The sequence below is a fragment of the Mesoaciditoga sp. genome, assembly GCF_054006115.1.
Genome location: NZ_JBPNHS010000012.1, coordinates 18,858 through 37,610 on the forward strand (window position 1 = coordinate 18,858; position 18,753 = coordinate 37,610).

25 protein-coding genes and 2 tRNA genes are annotated in these 18,753 nt (G+C 40.4%); 15 read left to right on the forward strand and 12 right to left on the reverse strand.

Annotated features, from left to right (window positions below):
* Positions 1-65: 65 nt before the first annotated feature.
* The 7 genes from ACXJIN_RS02430 to ACXJIN_RS02460 all read right to left on the reverse strand — a co-directional run bounded on the left by ACXJIN_RS02430 (position 66) and on the right by ACXJIN_RS02460 (position 4,759).
* The gene (locus tag ACXJIN_RS02430; protein ID WP_456399211.1) at positions 66-428 is read right to left on the reverse strand and encodes a carboxymuconolactone decarboxylase family protein; all 363 of its coding nucleotides are present in this window, start codon (positions 426-428) and stop codon (positions 66-68) included.
* A gap of 152 nt (positions 429-580) precedes the next feature.
* Complete coding sequence (gene pyrH, locus ACXJIN_RS02435) at positions 581-1,279, reverse strand: UMP kinase (protein WP_456399212.1); 699 nt, start codon at positions 1,277-1,279, stop codon at positions 581-583.
* 90 nt (positions 1,280-1,369) lie between these two features.
* Entirely contained in the window at positions 1,370-1,963 is a 594-nt protein-coding gene (tsf, locus tag ACXJIN_RS02440) for a translation elongation factor Ts (RefSeq protein WP_456399213.1), read from the reverse strand.
* Between the two features lie 60 nt (positions 1,964-2,023).
* Positions 2,024-3,061, reverse strand: a complete 1,038-nt coding sequence (gene kdd / locus ACXJIN_RS02445) for an L-erythro-3,5-diaminohexanoate dehydrogenase (protein WP_456399214.1) — start codon at positions 3,059-3,061, stop codon at positions 2,024-2,026.
* 24 nt (positions 3,062-3,085) lie between these two features.
* Positions 3,086-3,550 carry a GatB/YqeY domain-containing protein gene (locus tag ACXJIN_RS02450; protein WP_456399215.1) on the reverse strand — a complete coding sequence of 155 codons (465 nt, stop codon included), beginning with the start codon at positions 3,548-3,550 and terminating at the stop codon, positions 3,086-3,088.
* Positions 3,551-3,553: 3 nt separating this feature from the next.
* On the reverse strand, positions 3,554-3,901 hold the full coding sequence (locus ACXJIN_RS02455) for a hypothetical protein (RefSeq protein ID WP_456399216.1): 348 nt from the start codon (positions 3,899-3,901) through the stop codon (positions 3,554-3,556).
* Positions 3,902-3,904: 3 nt separating this feature from the next.
* A complete protein-coding gene (locus ACXJIN_RS02460) occupies positions 3,905-4,759 on the reverse strand; it encodes a DegV family protein (protein WP_456399217.1) in 855 nt (284 codons plus the stop codon).
* Positions 4,760-4,870: 111 nt separating this feature from the next.
* Here ACXJIN_RS02460 and ACXJIN_RS02465 point away from each other — a divergent pair, with 111 nt between their 5' ends.
* On the forward strand, positions 4,871-6,541 hold the full coding sequence (locus ACXJIN_RS02465) for a flagellar assembly protein A (protein WP_456399218.1): 1,671 nt from the start codon (positions 4,871-4,873) through the stop codon (positions 6,539-6,541).
* A 3-nt stretch (positions 6,542-6,544) separates the two neighbouring features.
* Here the strand turns inward: ACXJIN_RS02465 and ACXJIN_RS02470 are convergent, their stop codons facing one another.
* From ACXJIN_RS02470 to rpsB, 5 genes are all read right to left on the reverse strand, one after another.
* Complete coding sequence (locus tag ACXJIN_RS02470) at positions 6,545-7,096, reverse strand: phosphoribosyltransferase family protein (RefSeq protein ID WP_456399219.1); 552 nt, start codon at positions 7,094-7,096, stop codon at positions 6,545-6,547.
* A 258-nt stretch (positions 7,097-7,354) separates the two neighbouring features.
* Positions 7,355-8,281, reverse strand: coding sequence for an ABC transporter ATP-binding protein (locus ACXJIN_RS02475; protein ID WP_456399220.1), 927 nt, complete (start codon positions 8,279-8,281; stop codon positions 7,355-7,357).
* 56 nt (positions 8,282-8,337) lie between these two features.
* Positions 8,338-8,425: transfer RNA gene (locus ACXJIN_RS02480), tRNA-Ser, on the reverse strand.
* Between the two features lie 27 nt (positions 8,426-8,452).
* Positions 8,453-8,528, reverse strand: a tRNA-Arg gene (locus ACXJIN_RS02485).
* A gap of 14 nt (positions 8,529-8,542) precedes the next feature.
* Entirely contained in the window at positions 8,543-9,322 is a 780-nt protein-coding gene (gene rpsB / locus ACXJIN_RS02490; protein ID WP_456399256.1) for a 30S ribosomal protein S2, read from the reverse strand.
* A gap of 304 nt (positions 9,323-9,626) precedes the next feature.
* Here rpsB and rpsL point away from each other — a divergent pair, with 304 nt between their 5' ends.
* The 14 genes from rpsL to rpmC are packed head-to-tail and all read left to right on the forward strand — an operon-like array spanning position 9,627 to position 18,751.
* Positions 9,627-10,007 carry a 30S ribosomal protein S12 gene (gene rpsL, locus ACXJIN_RS02495; RefSeq protein ID WP_456399221.1) on the forward strand — a complete coding sequence of 127 codons (381 nt, stop codon included), beginning with the start codon at positions 9,627-9,629 and terminating at the stop codon, positions 10,005-10,007.
* 19 nt (positions 10,008-10,026) lie between these two features.
* Positions 10,027-10,494 (forward strand): 30S ribosomal protein S7, encoded by a 468-nt coding sequence (gene rpsG, locus ACXJIN_RS02500; protein WP_456399222.1) that lies wholly within the window; start codon positions 10,027-10,029, stop codon positions 10,492-10,494.
* Between the two features lie 5 nt (positions 10,495-10,499).
* Positions 10,500-12,566: an elongation factor G gene (gene fusA / locus ACXJIN_RS02505; RefSeq protein ID WP_456399223.1), complete on the forward strand. Its 2,067-nt coding sequence runs from the start codon at positions 10,500-10,502 to the stop codon at positions 12,564-12,566.
* 35 nt (positions 12,567-12,601) lie between these two features.
* Positions 12,602-13,798 (forward strand): elongation factor Tu, encoded by a 1,197-nt coding sequence (gene tuf / locus ACXJIN_RS02510; RefSeq protein WP_456399224.1) that lies wholly within the window; start codon positions 12,602-12,604, stop codon positions 13,796-13,798.
* A 50-nt stretch (positions 13,799-13,848) separates the two neighbouring features.
* On the forward strand, positions 13,849-14,157 hold the full coding sequence (gene rpsJ / locus ACXJIN_RS02515; protein WP_036223430.1) for a 30S ribosomal protein S10: 309 nt from the start codon (positions 13,849-13,851) through the stop codon (positions 14,155-14,157).
* A gap of 23 nt (positions 14,158-14,180) precedes the next feature.
* Complete coding sequence (gene rplC / locus ACXJIN_RS02520; protein WP_456399225.1) at positions 14,181-14,807, forward strand: 50S ribosomal protein L3; 627 nt, start codon at positions 14,181-14,183, stop codon at positions 14,805-14,807.
* 5 nt (positions 14,808-14,812) lie between these two features.
* On the forward strand, positions 14,813-15,484 hold the full coding sequence (gene rplD / locus ACXJIN_RS02525; protein ID WP_456399257.1) for a 50S ribosomal protein L4: 672 nt from the start codon (positions 14,813-14,815) through the stop codon (positions 15,482-15,484).
* On the forward strand, positions 15,474-15,773 hold the full coding sequence (rplW, locus tag ACXJIN_RS02530) for a 50S ribosomal protein L23 (protein ID WP_456399226.1): 300 nt from the start codon (positions 15,474-15,476) through the stop codon (positions 15,771-15,773). The genes rplD and rplW overlap by 11 nt, the downstream gene beginning before the upstream one ends.
* Before the next feature lie 30 nt (positions 15,774-15,803).
* Entirely contained in the window at positions 15,804-16,637 is an 834-nt protein-coding gene (gene rplB / locus ACXJIN_RS02535) for a 50S ribosomal protein L2 (protein WP_456399227.1), read from the forward strand.
* Positions 16,638-16,656: 19 nt separating this feature from the next.
* Positions 16,657-16,944: a 30S ribosomal protein S19 gene (gene rpsS, locus ACXJIN_RS02540; RefSeq protein WP_456399228.1), complete on the forward strand. Its 288-nt coding sequence runs from the start codon at positions 16,657-16,659 to the stop codon at positions 16,942-16,944.
* Positions 16,945-16,958: 14 nt separating this feature from the next.
* Entirely contained in the window at positions 16,959-17,417 is a 459-nt protein-coding gene (rplV, locus tag ACXJIN_RS02545; RefSeq protein WP_456399229.1) for a 50S ribosomal protein L22, read from the forward strand.
* Position 17,418: 1 nt separating this feature from the next.
* Positions 17,419-18,072 carry a 30S ribosomal protein S3 gene (gene rpsC, locus ACXJIN_RS02550; protein WP_456399230.1) on the forward strand — a complete coding sequence of 218 codons (654 nt, stop codon included), beginning with the start codon at positions 17,419-17,421 and terminating at the stop codon, positions 18,070-18,072.
* A gap of 23 nt (positions 18,073-18,095) precedes the next feature.
* Entirely contained in the window at positions 18,096-18,524 is a 429-nt protein-coding gene (gene rplP, locus ACXJIN_RS02555) for a 50S ribosomal protein L16 (protein WP_456399231.1), read from the forward strand.
* Positions 18,521-18,751, forward strand: coding sequence for a 50S ribosomal protein L29 (gene rpmC / locus ACXJIN_RS02560; RefSeq protein WP_456399232.1), 231 nt, complete (start codon positions 18,521-18,523; stop codon positions 18,749-18,751). Before rplP ends, rpmC begins: the two co-directional genes overlap by 4 nt.
* Positions 18,752-18,753: the final 2 nt, after the last annotated feature.

The window sequence follows — 18,753 nt, forward strand, 5'->3', positions numbered from 1 at the left end:
ATTTAAAAACAAACGAAAAGCGGGGCAGTAGTCCCGCTTTTTAGGAAATATTCTTCAGTTTCTTCTTATTCAGCGTCGAATTGATCGCAAGCGTCAATGACGTATCTCATGTACGCAACGGCTGGTCCTCCACCCATCAATCCAGCGACCAATGCCGATTCAAGTATTTCTTGTTTTGTGGCGCCTTCTTTTATGGCGTTTTTAGTGTGAAAGGCAATACAATACGGGCAATGGGCCGTTATACCAAGGGCGATTGAAATAAGCTCTTTTATTTTTGTCGAAAGCGCGCCTGGTTTTTCAGCTTGTTTCACGAATTCCATTAACGCTTTTGCGTACCCGGGTTCAGCTTTCCCAGCTTCTTTTAATAAATCCATAAATTGGTCATAGTAACGATTCATATCAGCGGCTAACGGTTTTTTCTCTCCCATTCTTCTCATCTCCTTGTGAATTATTTAACTCAAATCTATTATACCACTTCTTGATACTTTTTTCACGTAAAAAATTAAAAACAAGTATCTTTTCAACTTATTTTGATTTGCAGAATTTTATCATTTATCATGACATACACAAAAATGAATTTTCAGTTTTCTAAAAGGGTTCCCACGTCTTCATTCATGACGCTTCTTAAGAAGTTGCCCTTTTCGAAGAAATTTATAACCCTTATGGGAATGGAATGGGCTTTACACAACGCGAAGGCAGATGTGTCCATAACGTTTAACTCGAGTTTTATCGCTTCCTCAAAGCTCAATTTTGAAAATTTCTTTGCCTTGGGAAATCTTTTTGGATCCTTAGAGTAAACTCCATCGACTTTTGTTCCCTTTATGAGGATTTCCGCCCCCATTTCTGCTGCCCTCAAAGCCGCCGCGGTATCTGTGGTAAAGAGCGGATTGGAAGTACCGCCGCCGAAAATGGCAATTTTTCCACGTGAAAAGGTTTCTTCTATCAAATCGTAAGTTAGTCTTTCAACTGAAGGAAGGTTGGTAACGTGTGACATGACCACAGAACTTATGCCATGTTTTTTCAAAGCTGAACTTAAGTAAAGGGAATTTATTATCGTTCCCATCATTCCTATTTGATCTGCGTAAATCGAGCCAACATACGAGAGCTCTTCACCGCGAAAAAGATTCCCCGCTCCGACAACGATGCCAAGTTTTATTCCCCTTTCAACAACTTCTTTTATCTCATTGACTATGTACTCTCCCATCTGAGGATCTAAGCCTTTTTTCCCTTCACCCGAAAAAGCTTCGCCACTGATCTTTAACAGTACTCTCTTATACATTGGTGACACCTCTCCATGGTATTTGTAATCTTTTCTATCTCAATCATTTCCAAATATCTAAAAAAAAGGTGAGCCTGCGCTCACCATAAATCATTGTCCAAGTTCAAATCTTACGAATCTCCTTACGGAGATATTTTCACCTATCTTTGCTATTGCTTCCTTGATCATCTCTTCGATTGTTTTGGAATCGTCAAGAAAGTACTTTTGCTCCATGAGACAATTTTCACTGTAAAATTTGTCTATCTTTCCTTCTATTATCTTCTCTAAAACTTTCTCTGGCTTTCCGGAGTTTGCAAGCTGGGCTTTGTAGATTTCTTTTTCCTTTTCTACAACATCATTTGGAACTTCTTCTCTGCTAACGTATTTCGGATTTTCCATAGCTATGTGTTTGCATATGTTTCTTCCCAATTCTTTGAATTCATCTGTTCTTGCAACGAAATCAGTTTCACAATTCAATTCAATCATCACACCTACTCGATTGTTGAAATGAATGTAATCAATTATGATCCCATTTTCAGTCGCCCTTCCAGATTTCTTGTCAGCTTTACTGATTCCTTTCTTTCTAAGTATTTCTTTTGCCTTTTCCATGTCTCCGTTCGCTTCTGTAAGGGCCTTTTTACAGTCCATCATGCCCACACCAGTTTGATCACGAAGCTCTTTGACCATTTTCGCGGTTATTTCCACTTGTTAGTCCTCCTTCCAAAACTTGATCTTCAAACAATATTATCATACGAATTTTAATTTTTAATTAACATATAAAGATTCAAATAATTCTCTTAATTCTTTGCTCTCTCTCATAACTTCTAAAGCTATTTCAGAGTGTCCAGTCATGTATCCGTTTCCTATTATCATGTTGACATCTTTTCCAACACCTTCTGCACCTAAAGCGGCCTTTGTAAAAGAAGTGGCCATTGAGAAGAAGTAAACGGTGCCATAATCACATGTAGAAAGTATGGAAGCCATTTCTGTGTTGGGAACGTTAACAACATTTATCGTTATCTCGGCCATTTCTCCATCTGTCATCTCGGATATGGCCTCTTCCACTTCAATGGCGTTCGTCGCGTCAGCAACGACGATATCCGTTATTCCTATTTTTTTCAATCGTTTTGCTTCTTCTTCTGAACGAACAACCCCAATAACTTTTCCGGTTGGACCAGCGTACTTTTTTGCAACATAAGAACACAACATTCCAGATTTTCCGGCTGCGCCGATTATAACCACTGTGTCTCCTGGGTCAACTAAACGTGCAGTTTGCGCTGGTGCCCCAGCCACGTCCAAGACCGCAAGCGCAAGCCTTTCATCCATATCTTCTGGCAATTTCGCGTATATCCCGCTTTCAAAGATGATGGCCTTTGCCTCGACTTCCACTTGATCGGTATCAAGGTGAACCTTTTTTATCTTTTTAATATTCAAAGGAGTTAAAGACAGTGAAACAAGAGTCGCAATCTTGTCTCCTTCTTTTACGTGCAGGTGTCCCTTTAAAGCCGAGCCTATTTTCTCAATTCTTCCTATTAACATGCCTCCAGAACCGGTAACGGGATTATGCATTTTCCCTCTTTCATTCACTATTTCCAAAATTTTTTCTGCAACTTTCTCTTCATTTTCACCAACTTCTTCTTTAATTTGAGTGAAAGAAGCAGCGTCAATGTTGAGTGTAAGAACGTCTATGAGAATTTCATTGTCGTATAAAGTATTCACATCATTGTTTATTTTCCACGCTGGCTGCGGCAAAACTCCTTTTGGTTCTATGACCCTGTGGGTTCCATACTTGTTTCCTAACATTCTTGCTTCCTCCCTTTAAAAATTTTAAGTAGAGTGTTTTTCTATATCTTCTAACACCATTTCAACAACACTTTTTATCCTCTCTCCTGAGGCTTTTCCTTTTAAAATTCGCATAACAGCTCCCATAAGCTTTCCAAATTCTTTTTTGGAAGCGATGCTGAGTTCTTTTGCTTTTTCTTCAACCGCTTTTTTGATTTCTTCATCGCTGAGCTCTGGCTTAGCAAAAGTTTTTAAAATGTCTCTTTCGGCCTTTTCTTCATTGTAAAGTTCGCTTCTTCCCGCGCGTTCGTAGTCTTGCATGGCTTCTTCTCTTTCCTTGATTTGCTTTTTCACTATTTTATCAAAGTCATCTTCGTCAATTGATTTTCCGGATGAAATCTCAAAATTCTTCACAGCTGAAATCAACATTCTAAGAACCCTTTTTCTCAGTTCATCCTTTTGCATGATCGCATTTTTCAGTTCGTTAGATAACTCATCAAGAATACCCATAGTTCACTCCTCCCTGAACATCGTGTCTATGTTCTTTAGTACTTGTTCATTGAAGAACTCGAAGGCGTCTGTTGCTCTTTTGCTATTGGTTTCCTGAGCGTAAACCATAAGCATATAACCCATAAGATAAGCATCGGCATCGTTCAGGTTCTTGAGTTTTTTAATGCGCGATGCCAAGCCTCTTAAATGCATGCGATTTGAAAACGTTTTTGCAAAGTCCGTTTTGTTTTTTATATGGAAATTTATGGCATCTATCAGTACCGTTGAACCGTTCTCTATTACGTATTTGATGAGCGCTTGTACCGCTTTGCTCTGTGAGCTTTCCATTTTTTCTTCTTCTCCTAATCTCAAAGTTCATTCTCCGTAACATCCCACTCCAACTGTCGTTGGTCCCGTGTGCGTTGTAATAGTAGGCCACATCTTCAGAGTTTCTTCTGAGAGAAGATCAGGTGCCTTAAATTCATTGAAATTCTCTCTCAATTCTTCCATCATTTTTAACGTGCTTGCCGACGAATAGGCAAAAACAATTCTTACATGCCTTCTGTTTTTAAGGAATTCCTTGCACAGATTTGCCATTTTTGCGTTTAGCCTTTTTTTACCACGAGAAATAGTCGCAACTCCCGTTTCACCATCTTTGACTGTTAATATTGGTGAAAGTTTCAAAACTGAGCCGACTAAGCCTGCCGCTTTTCCTATTCTACCATTCTTTCTAAGATGATCAAGTGTAGAAACTGTAAAGAAAACATTTGAATTTCTTCTGATCTCCTCTATTTTTTTCAGAGCTTCCGCTAAGGATACGCCGCTTTTAACGTAATCTAGAATTCTTCTTAGCATGAAGTAAGCACCCGCTGAAATATGCAGGGTATCTACAACATGAATCTTGTTTGGGGCAACTTTATTGGCCGCTATTCTTGCTGAGTTAAACGCCCCACTTACTTTGGACGAAATGTGAAGCGAAAGTATTTCGTCGTATCCCTTATCTAATAATTCTTTGTAGGCCCTTTCAAAATCTAAAGGAGAAGGTTGAGAAGTTCTGGAATCTTTGCCTTGAGAAATCCAATTGTAAAATTTTTCTTTATCGAATTTTCCATCAACGTATTCGTCTTCTCCCAAAAATATTTTCATTCCAACCATTACGTAAGCGTCTCCCATTTCATCAATAAAACCCTGTGTAATCCCGCATCCGCTGTCCGTTACGACTCCAAGCATGAAAAACCACCTCTTTTTTTAATTATACGATAAGAACGGTGATTTTTAAAAAATTGCTTTTGGCGTTCGTGATACTATAATTAAGAATGCATTCGAATGGGGGGATTCAAAATGAAAGAGATGCTTTTTAAAAATATGCAAGAGCTTTTTGACTTTTTAGAAAGAGAGTACGGGATGAATTGGCACAACAAGATAATGGTTGATGTGTTAAATGATGTTCCTGAAATAAAAGATGGAAAGGCATTTATGAAAGTCCGAATCTACGACATCGATGAAGTGGATGAAATACCGCTTGTTGAAAATGATGTGCTTACAGATATGGATAGTGAAGAAAATTTGCTGAATGATGCGGAAAAAATAAAAATTCCTCAATATCCTCAAATAGAAGTGAACGTTTCCAAAGATAAGATGAAAGCTTACGTGACAATTTACCCTGGCATGAAAAAAGAGGTCCCAACCGTTGAGGAGATCTTTTCCTCTCTAAAAGAGAATAAAGTTATTTTTGGAATAAAAGAATGGGAAATTAAAAGAATTGTAAGCGAAAAGTGCGTTCTAAGGCCGGTGTTAATTGCGGAGGGAAAGCCTCCTATTCCTTCTAAAAATGCCACGTACAAGTTACTCTTTCTACCAAGCGGAATAAGAGTTAAAAGAAATGATGGGAAAAGAGTAAATTACGCCTCGATGTACGAAATAGTTTTTTGTCGTAAAGGAGAAAAGCTTGTCGAGAAGGTAGTCGGCGTTGATGGAAAAAAAGGGTACAATGTCTTTGGAGAAGAGTTAGGCGGAGAAAAGGCCGAAGATTTAAGCCTTCAACCATTGGCTGGAAAAAACACAGCTCTTTCAGAAGATGGAATGTTCGTTTTTGCGACTCTTGACGGGCAACCTTTCTTTTCAGAAGATGGAAAAGTGAATGTAAATGAAATTTTCATTGTTAACGGTAACCTGGGCTATGATGTTGGAAATATAGATTTTCCAGGAAGCGTTTGGATAAGAGGAAATGTGGAGGAAGCTTTTAAAATAAAATCTGGCAAAGATGTGCTTATTGATGGAATAGTTGGTGAAGCCGAAATCAACGCAAAATCTAATATTTTGGTGAAAGGTGGAGTTTTTGGGAAAAATAAGGGCATACTCAGGTGTGAGGGAAATTTCAAAGCGAAGTTTTTGAGTGAGGTTACCATTATTTCCCATGGAAACGTCGAAGTGGATGAATACATAATGAATTCAAGGATAATATCTCGCGGAAACGTCATCGTAAACGGAAAAGGATGGATAGTAGGTGGAAGTGTAAAGGCTGGTTTGAACGTGAACGTTAACGTGATAGGAAGCATATCCAAAGTTCCAACGCACGTTTCTGCCGGTATAAATTTTGATTTTTCAAGTCGTGAGGAAGAACTAGAAAGTAAACTCATGAAAGAGTTAAAAAAGATGGAAGAAGCTTCTTCATATATGAATAAAATTATGAGCCTGTTTAAAAAGACAACAGATGAAAGTAGAAAGAGGTATCTTCTAACCATTTTAGATCGACTTCGAGATGAAAAAACAAAGCTCCTGGAGGAAATGCAAATCCTGAGAAAAAATTTGGATCTTTTGAACTCTACTTACAGGTGGAAAAACGGAAGAAAAGACTCAAGAATAACGGTGAAGCAAAGGTGTTTTGAAGGTGCACGCATTACGATTAACAACGAAACCATAGTCCTTCACTTTGATGTTGGACCAACTATTTTTTCTTACGATGATATTGAGCAAAAAATCCTAACAACGCCGTACAAAAATTGGAATTGAAATTTAAGATTGTAATGGTACTCCATTCTTACACATTGGGCATTCATCCGGAGCGTACAAATTAGGTGTTATCTTAGTTAATGAAATTATTGGCAAACCCTCCAATTTGTCCTTTTCTATTTCTTTGATGACGGTCGCTATTGCCATGGCTTCAGAGTCGTATCTTCTCAACGCTTTTATCACTTCTTTTACAGATTGGCCACTTTCCAGAACCCCTTCGACGATCACAAGGTTTCTGAATATAGCGGGATTTAAGCCATGACCAAATGACATGGAGAAATTGTCGTCTCTCTCAACGAAAATAAAGGGAATATCCAATCTTCGGGCAACTTCGTAGCCAACTATTATTCCATTAGTCATGGGAGAAACAATGCAATCTGGGGCAAATCTGTGAAGTTTGAGAGCCATTTCTTCTCCTATTTGCTTGGCGTACCATGTGTATTGAAGTGCTTTTACCAGTTGAATTCGTGTGTCCGTGTGAAAACCAGATTCAAGCTTAAAATGACCATGTACTATCGCTTGCGTACTTTGCAATATTTCTTCTATGTCTATCATTTTGCACCTCCACCGTTTTCAGCTTCAGTTATGGAATTGATAACATTCCTATCATATCCCATCTTTTTTGAATTGTCAAATGTTCAGAAATTAGCATTATTCTATTCATTGACTCACGTACTTCGTAAAGAGATTTAATTCTTAAATTATGAAAGTTTGAAGATGAAATCTTCAAATGCGGGAACACATGAGCAGCGCATTGAATGCGATCCTTGAGAAGCCAATTATACTTACACTGTCCATAGTAAGATCATTTTTTCACTTCGACGTTAGCTTCACAAAAATTTCTTCCAATGATACGATGTTTGTATTTACATCTTTTACAAGGAGTTTGTTTTTCGTTATTAATGAGAGCACATTTTTAAGGAAGGTGGAATTTTTCAAAATCAGAAAGACAGAAGTATCGTGTGCTTTAACGTTATCTTTTAGTACCTCTTTCAATATTTCGTACGCTCTTTGAGCGCTCGTTTCGTCTTCAAAGGTTATTTCCACTCTCTTTTCATTTGAGTCAAATTTGCGTTTTATCTCACTTAAACTTCCTTGGGCTACAATTTTTTTATCGTTTAAGATTGCCACTTCGTCTGCAAGTTCTTCTACGTTCTTCATATAGTGAGTTGTGAAGAATACGGTTATACCTCTTTTTTTTGCGGTTTTTATGCTCTCTCTTATTATTTGGGAAGTTTGAGGATCTAGGGCCAGAGTTGGTTCGTCTAAAAACAAAAGCTGGGGAGAGTGTATCAGTCCCCTTACAATGTTTATTCTTTGGCGCATTCCAGTTGAGAATTCTTTAATGGCTTTGTCTTTCCACTTCCACATGTCTACGAGCTTTAAAAGTTTTTCTGCTTGAATTTTGGCAATTTTTCTTGGAATATGGTAAAGCCCTGCAAAAAACATGAGATTTTCCATGGCGGAAAGTTGATCGTAAAAAACCGTGTTTTCAGAGACAAGACCGATTTTTTCTCTTATATTTTTTCTTTCTTTCAAAGGGTGTCCAAAAATAAACGCCTCACCCGAAGTTGGTTTTAGCAAGGTGGTCAATATCTTTATGAGAGTTGATTTTCCAGCTCCATTTGGACCGATCAAGGAAAAGCATATGCCTTCTTTTACGTTGAAAGATATAGAATCGAGGACGAGTAGCTCCTTTTTAAAATATTTGGTTAAATTTTTTACTTCTATGGCGTTCATATTGCCACCTCGCATCTTGAAAATAATTCAAGGACACGATTAGTGTCCTTGAGAAATGGCGGAGGCGCTGGGATTCGAACCCAGAAGGTGCGTGAGCACCACCGATTTTCGAGACCGGCCCCTTAGCCATTCGGGCACGCCTCCACACTCATACATGATATTGTGAATCCTTGGTGTGCCTGGCGGGACTTGAACCCGCAACCTTCGGATCCGGAGTCCAACGCTCTATCCATTGAGCCACAGGCACACGCTGTTATTTCATCATTCGCTTAAAGTTTCTTCTTTAACTTCTTCTTTTTCTTCGTTTACTTTTTCTTCAGAAGCGATTTCTGTTTCAGCGGATTCTTCTGAAACTTTTTCCTGTTCGTTGCTTTGTCCTTCTTTTCCTTCTAAATAAGCATCCGCTATCTTTGAAGTTATCAATTTGATTGCCCTGATAGCGTCATCATTACCAGGTATAACGTAATCAATTTCGTCTGGGTCACAGTTCGTATCTACTATGGCCACCGTTGGAATTCCCAATTTGTGTGCTTCACGAACGGCATTGTATTCTCGTTTAGGATCCACTATGAAAAGGGCATCAGGTATCTTTTTCATTTCTTTTACTCCATTAAGGTATTTTCGTAATCTTTCCAATTCCTTGCGAAGTTTGTTGGCCTCCTTGATTGGTAACTCATCAAATTCGCCCTTTTCTTCCATTTCTTCAAGTTCGTGAAGTCTGTTTATTCTCTTTGATAACGTGGAAAAGTTGGTTAAAAGCCCACCAACCCATCTCTTGTTGATATAAAATGCTCCGCATCTTTTGGCTTCCTCTTCAATTGTTTGAGCACCCTGATGTTTGGTGCACACAAAGAGGATCGTCTTTCCATTTTTTCCCAGATCACTCACAAAATTGTACGCTTCTTTTAAAAGTTTCACCGTCTGTTGTAAATCGATGATGTATATGCCTTTTCTTGCAGCATACACGTACGGTTTCATCTTTGGTTCCCATCTCTTAGTTTGATGTCCAAAATGGACTCCCGCTTCTAGAAGTTGCTTCATTTTTATTATCTCTTTCACAAAAACACCTCCATTGGTTTTTCCACCACAACCATCCCCTTTTCCGATAACCCTGCGGGCACCCATCGGAAAATCAGATTGTGTGCGTTGTTAGCATCATTATAACAAAATACTGTGTCTACGTCAACACTTTTCAACAGCATAAAAAAGATGAACGAAGTTTTACTTTAAAAAAAGGTAACTTTTTGAAGTACGTAATGTTATCGTGTTGACTATTCTTTATTCATGTTGTAGAATACAAACGCGTTGATTTGTTAAAATTGAAAGGAGGCAGCGGAACCGACAAATGCCGACGATAAATCAATTAATAAGAAAAGGAAGAAGTAGAAGCAAATCTAAGACGAAATCACCTGCTCTTGGTGGAAATCCCCAAAAGCGGGGCGTGTGTGTGCGTGTTACCACTCAAACACCTAAGAAGCCTAACTCGGCTTTAAGAAAAATTGCAAGGGTAAGGCTGACTAATGGGATAGAAGTAACGACTTACATTCCTGGTATAGGTCATAATTTGCAGGAGCACTCTGTTGTTTTGGTAAGAGGAGGAAGGGTTAAAGACCTTCCTGGTGTGAGATACAAAATAATTAGAGGCGCTCTTGATGCTGAGGGCGTGGAAGGTAGGAAAAAAGCGAGAAGCAAATACGGTATGAAACGCCCGAAGAAGAGCTCGTAAGTTTTGGAGGTATTGTGAAATGAGAAGAAGAAGAGCTGAAGTAAGAAGCGTGACGCCAGATCCCGTTTACCACGATGTGTTGGTTACGAAATTCATAAACAAAATAATGTGGGATGGAAAAAAGTCAAAAGCGCAAAAGATATTCTACGAAGCGATGGATATAATTGCCAAAAAAACGGGCAAAGACGCTTTGGAGGTTTTCAAGAAAGCGTTTGAAAATGTAGCGCCGGTTTTGGAGGTTAGGCCCAAAAGAGTTGGTGGTGCGACTTATCAGGTTCCAATAGAGGTTAAAGAGCCCAGAAGGACGTCTCTAGGCGTTAGATGGATAGTAGCTGCCGCTCGCGCGAGAAAAGGGAAACCAATGAGCCAAAAGCTTGCCGAAGAGTTGTTGAACGCTTATGAAAATACCGGTGCGGCCGTGAAAAAAAGAGAAGACGTTCAAAAGATGGCGGAGGCTAACAGAGCTTTTGCACATTACAGATGGTGAGGTAGATGGCGGAACGTACTCTGTTGCTTGATAAGTTGAGAAATATTGGCATAATGGCCCATATCGATGCCGGGAAAACCACGACTACCGAGCGCATACTTTTTTATGCCGGTAAAAAGCATGCGATAGGTAATGTTGATGAAGGCAATACCACAACAGATTGGATGGTGCAGGAAAAAGAACGTGGAATAACCATAACATCTGCTTCTATATCTTTTGATTGGAAAGGTTGTCGTGTGAATTTGATTGATACGCCCGGACACGTGGACTTTACAGTTGAGGTAGAAAGGGCTTTGCGTGTTTTGGATGGAGCAATTGCCGTTTTTGATGCGGCGGCGGGAGTTGAACCTCAATCAGAAACGGTTTGGAGACAGGCAAATAAATACGATGTTCCTCGTTTGGCCTTTATGAACAAAATGGACAAGATGGGAGCGGACTTTGAAATGTCCGTTCAATCTATGATAGATAAATTAGGGGCTAATCCGTTGGTGCTTCAGTACCCAATAGGAGCTGAGAGCGAATTTGAAGGCGTTATAGATTTGATAGAAATGAAGGCCATAAAGTGGAAAGACGATCTTGGCATAGAGATGGAATATGAATATATACCGGAAAATTTGAGAGAGAAAGCGGAAGAACTTAGGGATGAGATGTTGACGCAACTTGCGGATATAGACGATGAAATACTCCAACTTTACCTTGATGGAGAAGATGTACCGATAAGCAAAATAAAAGAGGTAATAAGGAGAGGCACTATTGAATCAAAATTCGTTCCCGTTTTCTGCGGGTCTGCATTTAAGAACAAAGGTGTTCAACCGTTGATGGATGCCATAGTTGATTATCTTCCGTCTCCTCTGGACATGCCGCCTGTAAAAGGTAAAACGCCAGATGGTGAAGAAACGGAGAGACATCCTTCGCCAGACGAGCCGTTCTGTGCTTTGGCTTTCAAGATAATGTCCGATCCGTATGTTGGAAAATTAACTTATTTTAGAGTTTACTCTGGAAAAATGACGAAGGGAAGTTACGTGTACAACACATCTAGAGGAGTTAAAGAAAGAGTGGCAAGGTTGATGTTCATGTTTGCGGATAAACGCCAAGATGTTGATTACGTTACAGCCGGTGACATTGTTGCCGGAATTGGATTAAGATCAACAAGAACGGGAGATACGCTTTCATCAGATGATGCGCCCATAATTCTGGAATCTATAGAGTTTCCGGAGCCAGTTATTTCCATAGCAGTAGAGCCTGAAACCAAAAATGAAGAATCAAAGCTGGAAGCCGCGCTTACCAAACTGATGGATGAAGATCCCACCTTTAGGGTTTCTACCGATAAAGAAAGTGGCGAAACGATATTATCTGGAATGGGAGAGCTTCATCTTGAAATAATAATAGATAGGTTAAAGAGAGAATTCAACGTTCAAACAAGAGTGGGGCGCCCTCAAGTTGCTTACAGGGAAACTATTAGCGTTCCGGTGGATGCTGAAGGAAAATACATAAGGCAAAGTGGTGGGCGTGGCCAGTATGGTCATGTTAGAATAAGATTTGAACCTCTTGAAAGAGGAAAAGGTATAATTTTTGAAAACAAGATCATTGGTGGAGTGGTTCCCAAAGAGTACATTCCTGCTGTTGAAGCTGGTGTAAGAGAAGGATTGATGGTTGGAACGCTTGGCGGTTATCCAGTTGTCGATGTCAAAGCCACCTTGTACGATGGTTCTTACCATGAAGTTGACTCATCGGAAATGGCTTTTAAAATAGCGGCATCGATGGCTGTGAAAGAAGCTCTTAGCAAGGGAAAGCCTAAACTTATGGAACCCATAATGGAATTGGAAATCACAACACCGGAAGAGTACATGGGAGACATTGTTGCTGATTTGAATTCAAAAAGAGCGCAAATATTGGGCTTTGATACGAGAGGAAATGCGCGTATAATAAAAGCCCATGCCCCATTAGGTATGCTCTTCGGCTTTGCGACGGTTTTAAGATCGTTAAGCCAGGGAAGGGCTATTTACATGATGAAGTTCTCTCATTATGATGAAGTGCCTGAGAATTTCGCGGAAAAGGTATTAAACAGGTGAAAAACCTTTAAAACATTTAAGGAGGTTGAATTTCAATGGCGAAAGAGAAATTCGTAAGAAGTAAACCACATCTCAATATTGGAACGATAGGACATATTGACCACGGTAAGACCACTTTGACAGCGGCTATCACAAAGATATTGGCAATCAAAGGTGAAGCCGAATTCATTCCTTTTGAAGAAATCGATAAAGCTCCAGAAGAAAAAGCGAGAGGTATAACTATAAACACCGCACACGTTGAATACGAGACCGATAAGAGACATTACGCTCATATCGACTGCCCAGGACACGCTGACTACATAAAGAACATGATCACCGGTGCCGCTCAGATGGACGGTGCTATCCTGGTTGTTGCGGCGACAGATGGTCCCATGCCACAGACAAGGGAACACATACTGCTTGCAAGACAGGTTAACGTTCCGGCAATGGTCGTTTTCATAAACAAAGTTGACATGGTTGACGATCCCGAACTCATCGATCTGGTTGAGATGGAAGTTAGAGAACTTCTTTCCAAGTACGAATATCCAGGTGATGAAGTGCCGATTATCCGTGGAAGCGCTTTGAAGGCTTTGGAAGCTGACAGTATTGATAATGAATGGGCAAAGAAGATTTTAGAACTCATGGATGCCGTTGATAACTACATTCCAGATCCTGTTAGAGACGTTGACAAACCATTCTTAATGCCTATAGAAGACATCTTTACCATTACAGGACGTGGAACGGTTGTTACCGGTAGAGTCGAGCGTGGAAAGATCCACGTGAACGACGAAGTGGAAATCGTTGGATTGAGAGAAACGAGGAAGACGGTTGTTACTGGAGTTGAAATGTTTAGAAAGCTTCTTGACGAAGGAATAGCTGGTGACAACATTGGTTGTTTGCTCAGAGGAGTTAAGAAGGAAGAAGTGGAAAGAGGACAGGTTTTGGCAAAACCAGGTTCTATCACTCCACACACGAAATTCGAAGCTAACGTTTACGTTTTGAAAAAAGAAGAGGGTGGAAGGCACACAGCATTTGTCGTTGGTTACAGACCGCAATTCTTCATTAGGACGGCTGACGTCACTGGAACGATTGCCGGACTTCCCGAAGGAGTCGAAATGGTCATGCCTGGCGACAACACCGTCATGAAAGTGGAACTCATCAAACCTGTTGCCCTTGAAGAGGGAATGAGATTCGCCATCCGTGAAGGCGGAAGAACGGTTGGCGCAGGTGTTGTTTCAAAGATAATTGAGTGACAAGTGAGGGGGAAAATCCCCCCTCGCTCTTTTGAAGGAGGTTTATTTGAATGGCAAAATCCAAGATTCGAATAAAATTGAAAGCGTACGATCATGAATTGTTAGATCAATCGGCGAGAAAGATCGTTGAAACTGTAAAGAAGACGAATGCCAAAGTATCAGGACCTATACCCCTTCCAACGGAGAGAACCGTTTACTGTGTCTTGAGGTCTCCTCATGTTAACAAGGATTCGAGGGAACATTTTGAGAAGATCGTTCATAAGAGATTAATTGATATTCTTGAAACGCAGCCTCAGACAGTAGAATCGTTGATGAAAATGGATCTCCCGGCCGGCGTGGAAGTGGAATTAAAGCTTTGACAAAACGGCTGGAGGTGCTTTAAATGAAAGCTTTAATTGGAAAAAAGATAGGAATGACTATGATATACAAAGAGGGAGTAGCCGTGCCTGTTACCGTTGTAAAAGCGGGGCCGTGCGTTGTTGTTCAAAAGAAAACTCTGGAAAACGACGGCTACAATGCCATCCAAATAGGATTTGAAGAGGTGAAAGAAAAGCACGTCAACAAACCTATGCAAGGGCACTTTAAAAAAGCCGGCGTGAAGCCGACAAGGTATCTCAAGGAAGTTAGAGTTGATAATGTGGATGAATATGAGATTGGACAGATTTTAGATGTGTCTATCTTTGAAGAAGGAGAAATGGTAGACGTATCTGGTAAGACAAAAGGAAAAGGTTATCAGGGTACCGTGAAAAGATGGAATTTTGGTGGCCATGACAAAACTCATGGCACTAAGTATCCAAGGCATGGTTCAACGGGTATGCATACCTATCCTGGAAAAGTTTTAAAAGGTACAAAGATGGCCGGGCATATGGGAAACGTTAATAGAACGATTCTTAACCTTGAGGTTGTAAAAGTTGATAAAGATAACTCTTTGTTGGTTTTAAAGGGAGCTTTACCCGGCGCTAAAAATTCTGTTGTGTATGTTAGAAGCGCCGTGCGAGGAGGAAAGTGATGGCTATGGCAGAAGTGGACATTCTTAACATCGAAGGACAAAAAGTTGGCAAGATCGATCTACCGGAATCAATTTTTAACATAGAACCAAATCACGATTTGTTATTTCGATACATACACAAACAGCTGGCAGATAGAAGACAGGGCAGCGCATCTGCCAAAACGAAAGCGGAAGTTTCTGGTGGCGGTAGAAAGCCTTGGGCTCAAAAGCATACGGGGCGAGCGAGAGCCGGTTCGAATAGATCGCCACTTTGGAGGCACGGTGGAGTTACATTTCCTCCAAAGCCGAGAGACTATTCTGAAAAACTCAACAAAAAGATGAAAGTTGCTGCCATAAAATCAGCTCTTTCTGTTAAATTCAGAGAGAACAAACTTTTAGTTGTTGATAAGATGGAAATGAGCGCGCCTAAAACCAAGGAATTCATATCCATCGCCAAAAAGATAGTTCCTGAACTGAATGCGTTATGCGTTTTGGATACAATGGTAGATGAACAGGTTAACGTTAAAAGGGCGGCAAATAACATACCACATGTTAAAGTTATAGTTGCTGATAATGCCGGAAAAGAAAAGAAAAACGTTGATGGCCTGAATGTCTACGATATAATGAAGCATGAATGGCTCGTTTTAACAAAAGGTACCGTAGACAAAATAGTGGAGGTGTATAACAATGGCAAATGATCTCACACCATACGATGTTATAATTAGACCTATCATCACCGAAAAATCCACTCTCAACTTTGCCGATTCCACTTACACCTTTGAAGTTGATTCAAGAGTTAACAAGTATCAAGTCAGAGATGCCATAGAAAAACTTTACAATGTTGAAGTGGAAGATGTTAGAATAATGAATTACAAAGGAAAACCAAAGAGATATGGACGTTCAGAAGGCTACACACGTTCTTTTAAAAAGGCGATTGTTAAGTTAAGAGAAGGATTCAAAATCCAAGAATTTGAAGGCTTAATTTGACAAACGAATTGCTGAAAGGAGAATCTCCATATGGGTCTTAAGAAATATAAACCCACGAGTCCTGGTAGAAGACATATGATTTCATCCGATTTCTCCGAAATCACTCGCTCAAAACCTGAAAAGTCCCTCACAAGGGCTTTGAAGTCAAAGGCTGGGAGAAATTCGTATGGAAGAATTACCGTAAGGCACCAGGGCGGTGGAAATAAAAGAAAGTACAGAATAATTGATTTCAGAAGAGACAAATTTGACGTTCCTGCGAAAGTCTTTTCTATAGAGTACGATCCGAACAGAAGTGCGCGTATTGCTTTGCTCCATTACGTTGATGGAGAGAAGAGATACATTTTAGCCCCAAAGGGTTTGAAAGTTGGAGACGTTGTGACAGCAGGGCCAAATTCTGAGATAAAGGTTGGAAACGCTCTACCTTTGACTCATATACCCGTGGGTACTTTTGTTCACAATGTTGAACTAAAACCCGGCTTGGGGGGCAAAATAGCCAGAAGTGCCGGAAATTCAGTTCAGCTTATGGCAAGAGAAGGCGGATACGCTTTGCTTAAGATGCCATCCGGTGAGTTAAGAAAGGTAAGAGAAACTTGTATGGCTACCATTGGAGTCGTTGGAAATGAGCAGCATTCTAACGAATCATATGGTAAAGCTGGAAGAAAGAGATGGCTTGGAATAAGACCAACGGTCAGAGGAATGACTATGAATCCTGTGGATCACCCAATGGGTGGAGGAGAAGGAAAAACGAAGAGTGGAAAGATTCCTCAAAGCCCATGGGGAGTACCTGCCAAGGGTTACAAGACGCGCAGGGGAAAGAGACCATCAGATAAGTTCATAGTCAGACGCAGAAACGCGGGCAAGTAATTGAAAGGAGGAAATAAATGTGAGTCGCTCGACCAAAAAAGGGCCTTACGTTGATTTGAAACTCTTAAAAAAAGTGCAGGCTCTTAACGAGACAGGACAAAAGAAGGTCATCAAGACATGGTCTAGAGCGTCGATGATCGTTCCCGATATGATAGGTCATACGATAGCAGTTCACAACGGGCGAAAACATATTCCCGTTTACATAACGGAGGCGATGGTTGGACATAGACTCGGTGAATTTTCACCAACGAGGCGTTTTGGTGGTCATGCCGACAAAAAAGCCTCTAAGGGAGAAGTGAAGAAATGAGGAGGATGATCTGAATGCCAGAAAATGGTAAAAGGCCAAAACGTTCAATTTTTCACAGAATGAGGAAAGCCTCCAAACAGCCTCCCATAGAGGCAAAAGCTGTTGGAAGATATTTACAGGTGAGTCCTTACAAGGTAAGACCTGTTTTAAATGCAATAAGAGGTAAGGACGTTAGCGAGGCTCTCCAGATATTGGAATTTTCTACCAAAAAAGGTGCCAAAATGGTTGAAAAGGTATTGAATTCAGCAATAGCCAACGCTGAAAATAACTTTAATCTTGATGTGGATTCACTTTACGTGGCAAAATGCACGGCGGATGATGGTCCAAGGCTCAAAAGGATGAATCCAATGGCTCGAGGGCGCGCTTCGCTCATTTTAAAAAGACAATCGCACATAACCATCGTGGTTCGCGATAGATCAAAAGAAAACGTTTTAAAAGAAGAAAAGACTTCTGACGAGAGCGAGGTGCAATGAAGTGGGTCAAAAGGTACATCCAAGAGGTTTTAGATTGGGAATTTCCACGGACTGGCAAGCCACGTGGTTCAATGAAAAGAATTATGCTGATTATCTTATAGAAGACGAGAAGATCAGGAAAATTGTTAAAAAAGCTTATTACCATGCCGGAATATCAGAAATAAAAATCTCTCGTTCCGGTAAGAGAGCAACCGTTACGATTGTAACTGGAAGGCCTGGAATACTCATAGGTAAAAAAGGTGCTGAAATAAAGAACATAAGGGATTTAATACGTTCTGTGGTTCCACAAGATAGAGATGTGAATATTACCATTGAAGAAGTCAAAACGCCCGAATTAGATGCACAACTTACCGCAGAATTCGTGGCATCAAGAATCGAGAAAAGGGCGTCTTACAAAAGAACCATGAAGCGAAGCATTCAGATGGCTCAAAAGAAAGGCGCAAAGGGAATAAAAATAATGGTTAGTGGAAGAATAAATGGCGCTGAAATAGCGAGAACTGAATGGTACAGAGAAGGAAGGGTTCCGCTACAAACGTTAAGAGCCAAAGTGGATTATGGTTTTGCAGTTGCAAAGACCAAGTACGGAGTTCTTGGAGTTAAAGTTTGGATTTTTACCGGTGAGCAACAAAATAAGGATAAGGCAAAATCCGCTTGACTCGTTGATAAGGAGGTTTGAAGATGCTGATCCCTAAGAGGGTTAAATATAGAAAACAACAACGTGGAAGAATGCGTGGCCTTGCGAAAGGCGGCACCGAAATGAATTTCGGTGAATGGGGGCTTAAAGCATTGGAACCGGCATGGATAAACAACAGGCAAATAGAAGCATGCCGTGTTGCCATAACGAGAAAACTTAAAAGGAACGGCATGATCTGGATAAGGATCTTTCCGGATAAGCCTATAACAAAGCATCCTGCTGACAGCAGAATGGGAAAAGGTAAAGGAGCCCCTGAAAAATGGGTGGCGGTTGTTAAACCTGGTAAGATCATGTTTGAAGTTGGAGGAGTTAACAAAGATTTAGCGTTAGAAGCTTTGAGATTGGCTGCGGCTAAGCTCCCCATAAAGACCAGAATAGTTTCACGACCGTCATTCGGAGGTGAATCACTGTGAAGGCGAAGGATCTTCGTGACATGACGGCTGAGGAGTTGAAAGACCTTGTTTTAGAACAAAAGGAAAAACTTTACAAATTGAGATTTCAGCTTGAGTTGTCACAATTGGATAACACATCTCAAATAAAAGAGGTTAAAAGAGATATAGCAAGAATAAAAACTTTAATAAGAGAGAAAGAGCTCGGCCTGGAAAACAGAAAAAACGGCAGCAGAGCCACCTCTGATTGAAA

What these genes read in the sequence shown, in the direction of transcription:
- ACXJIN_RS02430 (WP_456399211.1), bottom strand. Translation starts at nt 428, where the DNA reads ATGGGAGAGAAAAAACCGTTAGCCGCTGATATGAATCGTTACTATGAC.
- pyrH (WP_456399212.1), bottom strand. Translation starts at nt 1,279, where the DNA reads ATGTATAAGAGAGTACTGTTAAAGATCAGTGGCGAAGCTTTTTCGGGT.
- kdd (WP_456399214.1), bottom strand. Translation starts at nt 3,061, where the DNA reads ATGTTAGGAAACAAGTATGGAACCCACAGGGTCATAGAACCAAAAGGA.
- ACXJIN_RS02450 (WP_456399215.1), bottom strand. Translation starts at nt 3,550, where the DNA reads ATGGGTATTCTTGATGAGTTATCTAACGAACTGAAAAATGCGATCATG.
- ACXJIN_RS02460 (WP_456399217.1), bottom strand. Translation starts at nt 4,759, where the DNA reads ATGCTTGGAGTCGTAACGGACAGCGGATGCGGGATTACACAGGGTTTT.
- ACXJIN_RS02465 (WP_456399218.1), top strand. Translation starts at nt 4,871, where the DNA reads ATGAAAGAGATGCTTTTTAAAAATATGCAAGAGCTTTTTGACTTTTTA.
- ACXJIN_RS02470 (WP_456399219.1), bottom strand. Translation starts at nt 7,096, where the DNA reads ATGATAGACATAGAAGAAATATTGCAAAGTACGCAAGCGATAGTACAT.
- ACXJIN_RS02475 (WP_456399220.1), bottom strand. Translation starts at nt 8,281, where the DNA reads ATGAACGCCATAGAAGTAAAAAATTTAACCAAATATTTTAAAAAGGAG.
- rpsB (WP_456399256.1), bottom strand. Translation starts at nt 9,322, where the DNA reads ATGAAGCAACTTCTAGAAGCGGGAGTCCATTTTGGACATCAAACTAAG.
- rpsL (WP_456399221.1), top strand. Translation starts at nt 9,627, where the DNA reads ATGCCGACGATAAATCAATTAATAAGAAAAGGAAGAAGTAGAAGCAAA.
- rpsG (WP_456399222.1), top strand. Translation starts at nt 10,027, where the DNA reads ATGAGAAGAAGAAGAGCTGAAGTAAGAAGCGTGACGCCAGATCCCGTT.
- fusA (WP_456399223.1), top strand. Translation starts at nt 10,500, where the DNA reads ATGGCGGAACGTACTCTGTTGCTTGATAAGTTGAGAAATATTGGCATA.
- tuf (WP_456399224.1), top strand. Translation starts at nt 12,602, where the DNA reads ATGGCGAAAGAGAAATTCGTAAGAAGTAAACCACATCTCAATATTGGA.
- rpsJ (WP_036223430.1), top strand. Translation starts at nt 13,849, where the DNA reads ATGGCAAAATCCAAGATTCGAATAAAATTGAAAGCGTACGATCATGAA.
- rplC (WP_456399225.1), top strand. Translation starts at nt 14,181, where the DNA reads ATGAAAGCTTTAATTGGAAAAAAGATAGGAATGACTATGATATACAAA.
- rplD (WP_456399257.1), top strand. Translation starts at nt 14,813, where the DNA reads ATGGCAGAAGTGGACATTCTTAACATCGAAGGACAAAAAGTTGGCAAG.
- rplW (WP_456399226.1), top strand. Translation starts at nt 15,474, where the DNA reads ATGGCAAATGATCTCACACCATACGATGTTATAATTAGACCTATCATC.
- rplB (WP_456399227.1), top strand. Translation starts at nt 15,804, where the DNA reads ATGGGTCTTAAGAAATATAAACCCACGAGTCCTGGTAGAAGACATATG.
- rplV (WP_456399229.1), top strand. Translation starts at nt 16,959, where the DNA reads ATGCCAGAAAATGGTAAAAGGCCAAAACGTTCAATTTTTCACAGAATG.
- rplP (WP_456399231.1), top strand. Translation starts at nt 18,096, where the DNA reads ATGCTGATCCCTAAGAGGGTTAAATATAGAAAACAACAACGTGGAAGA.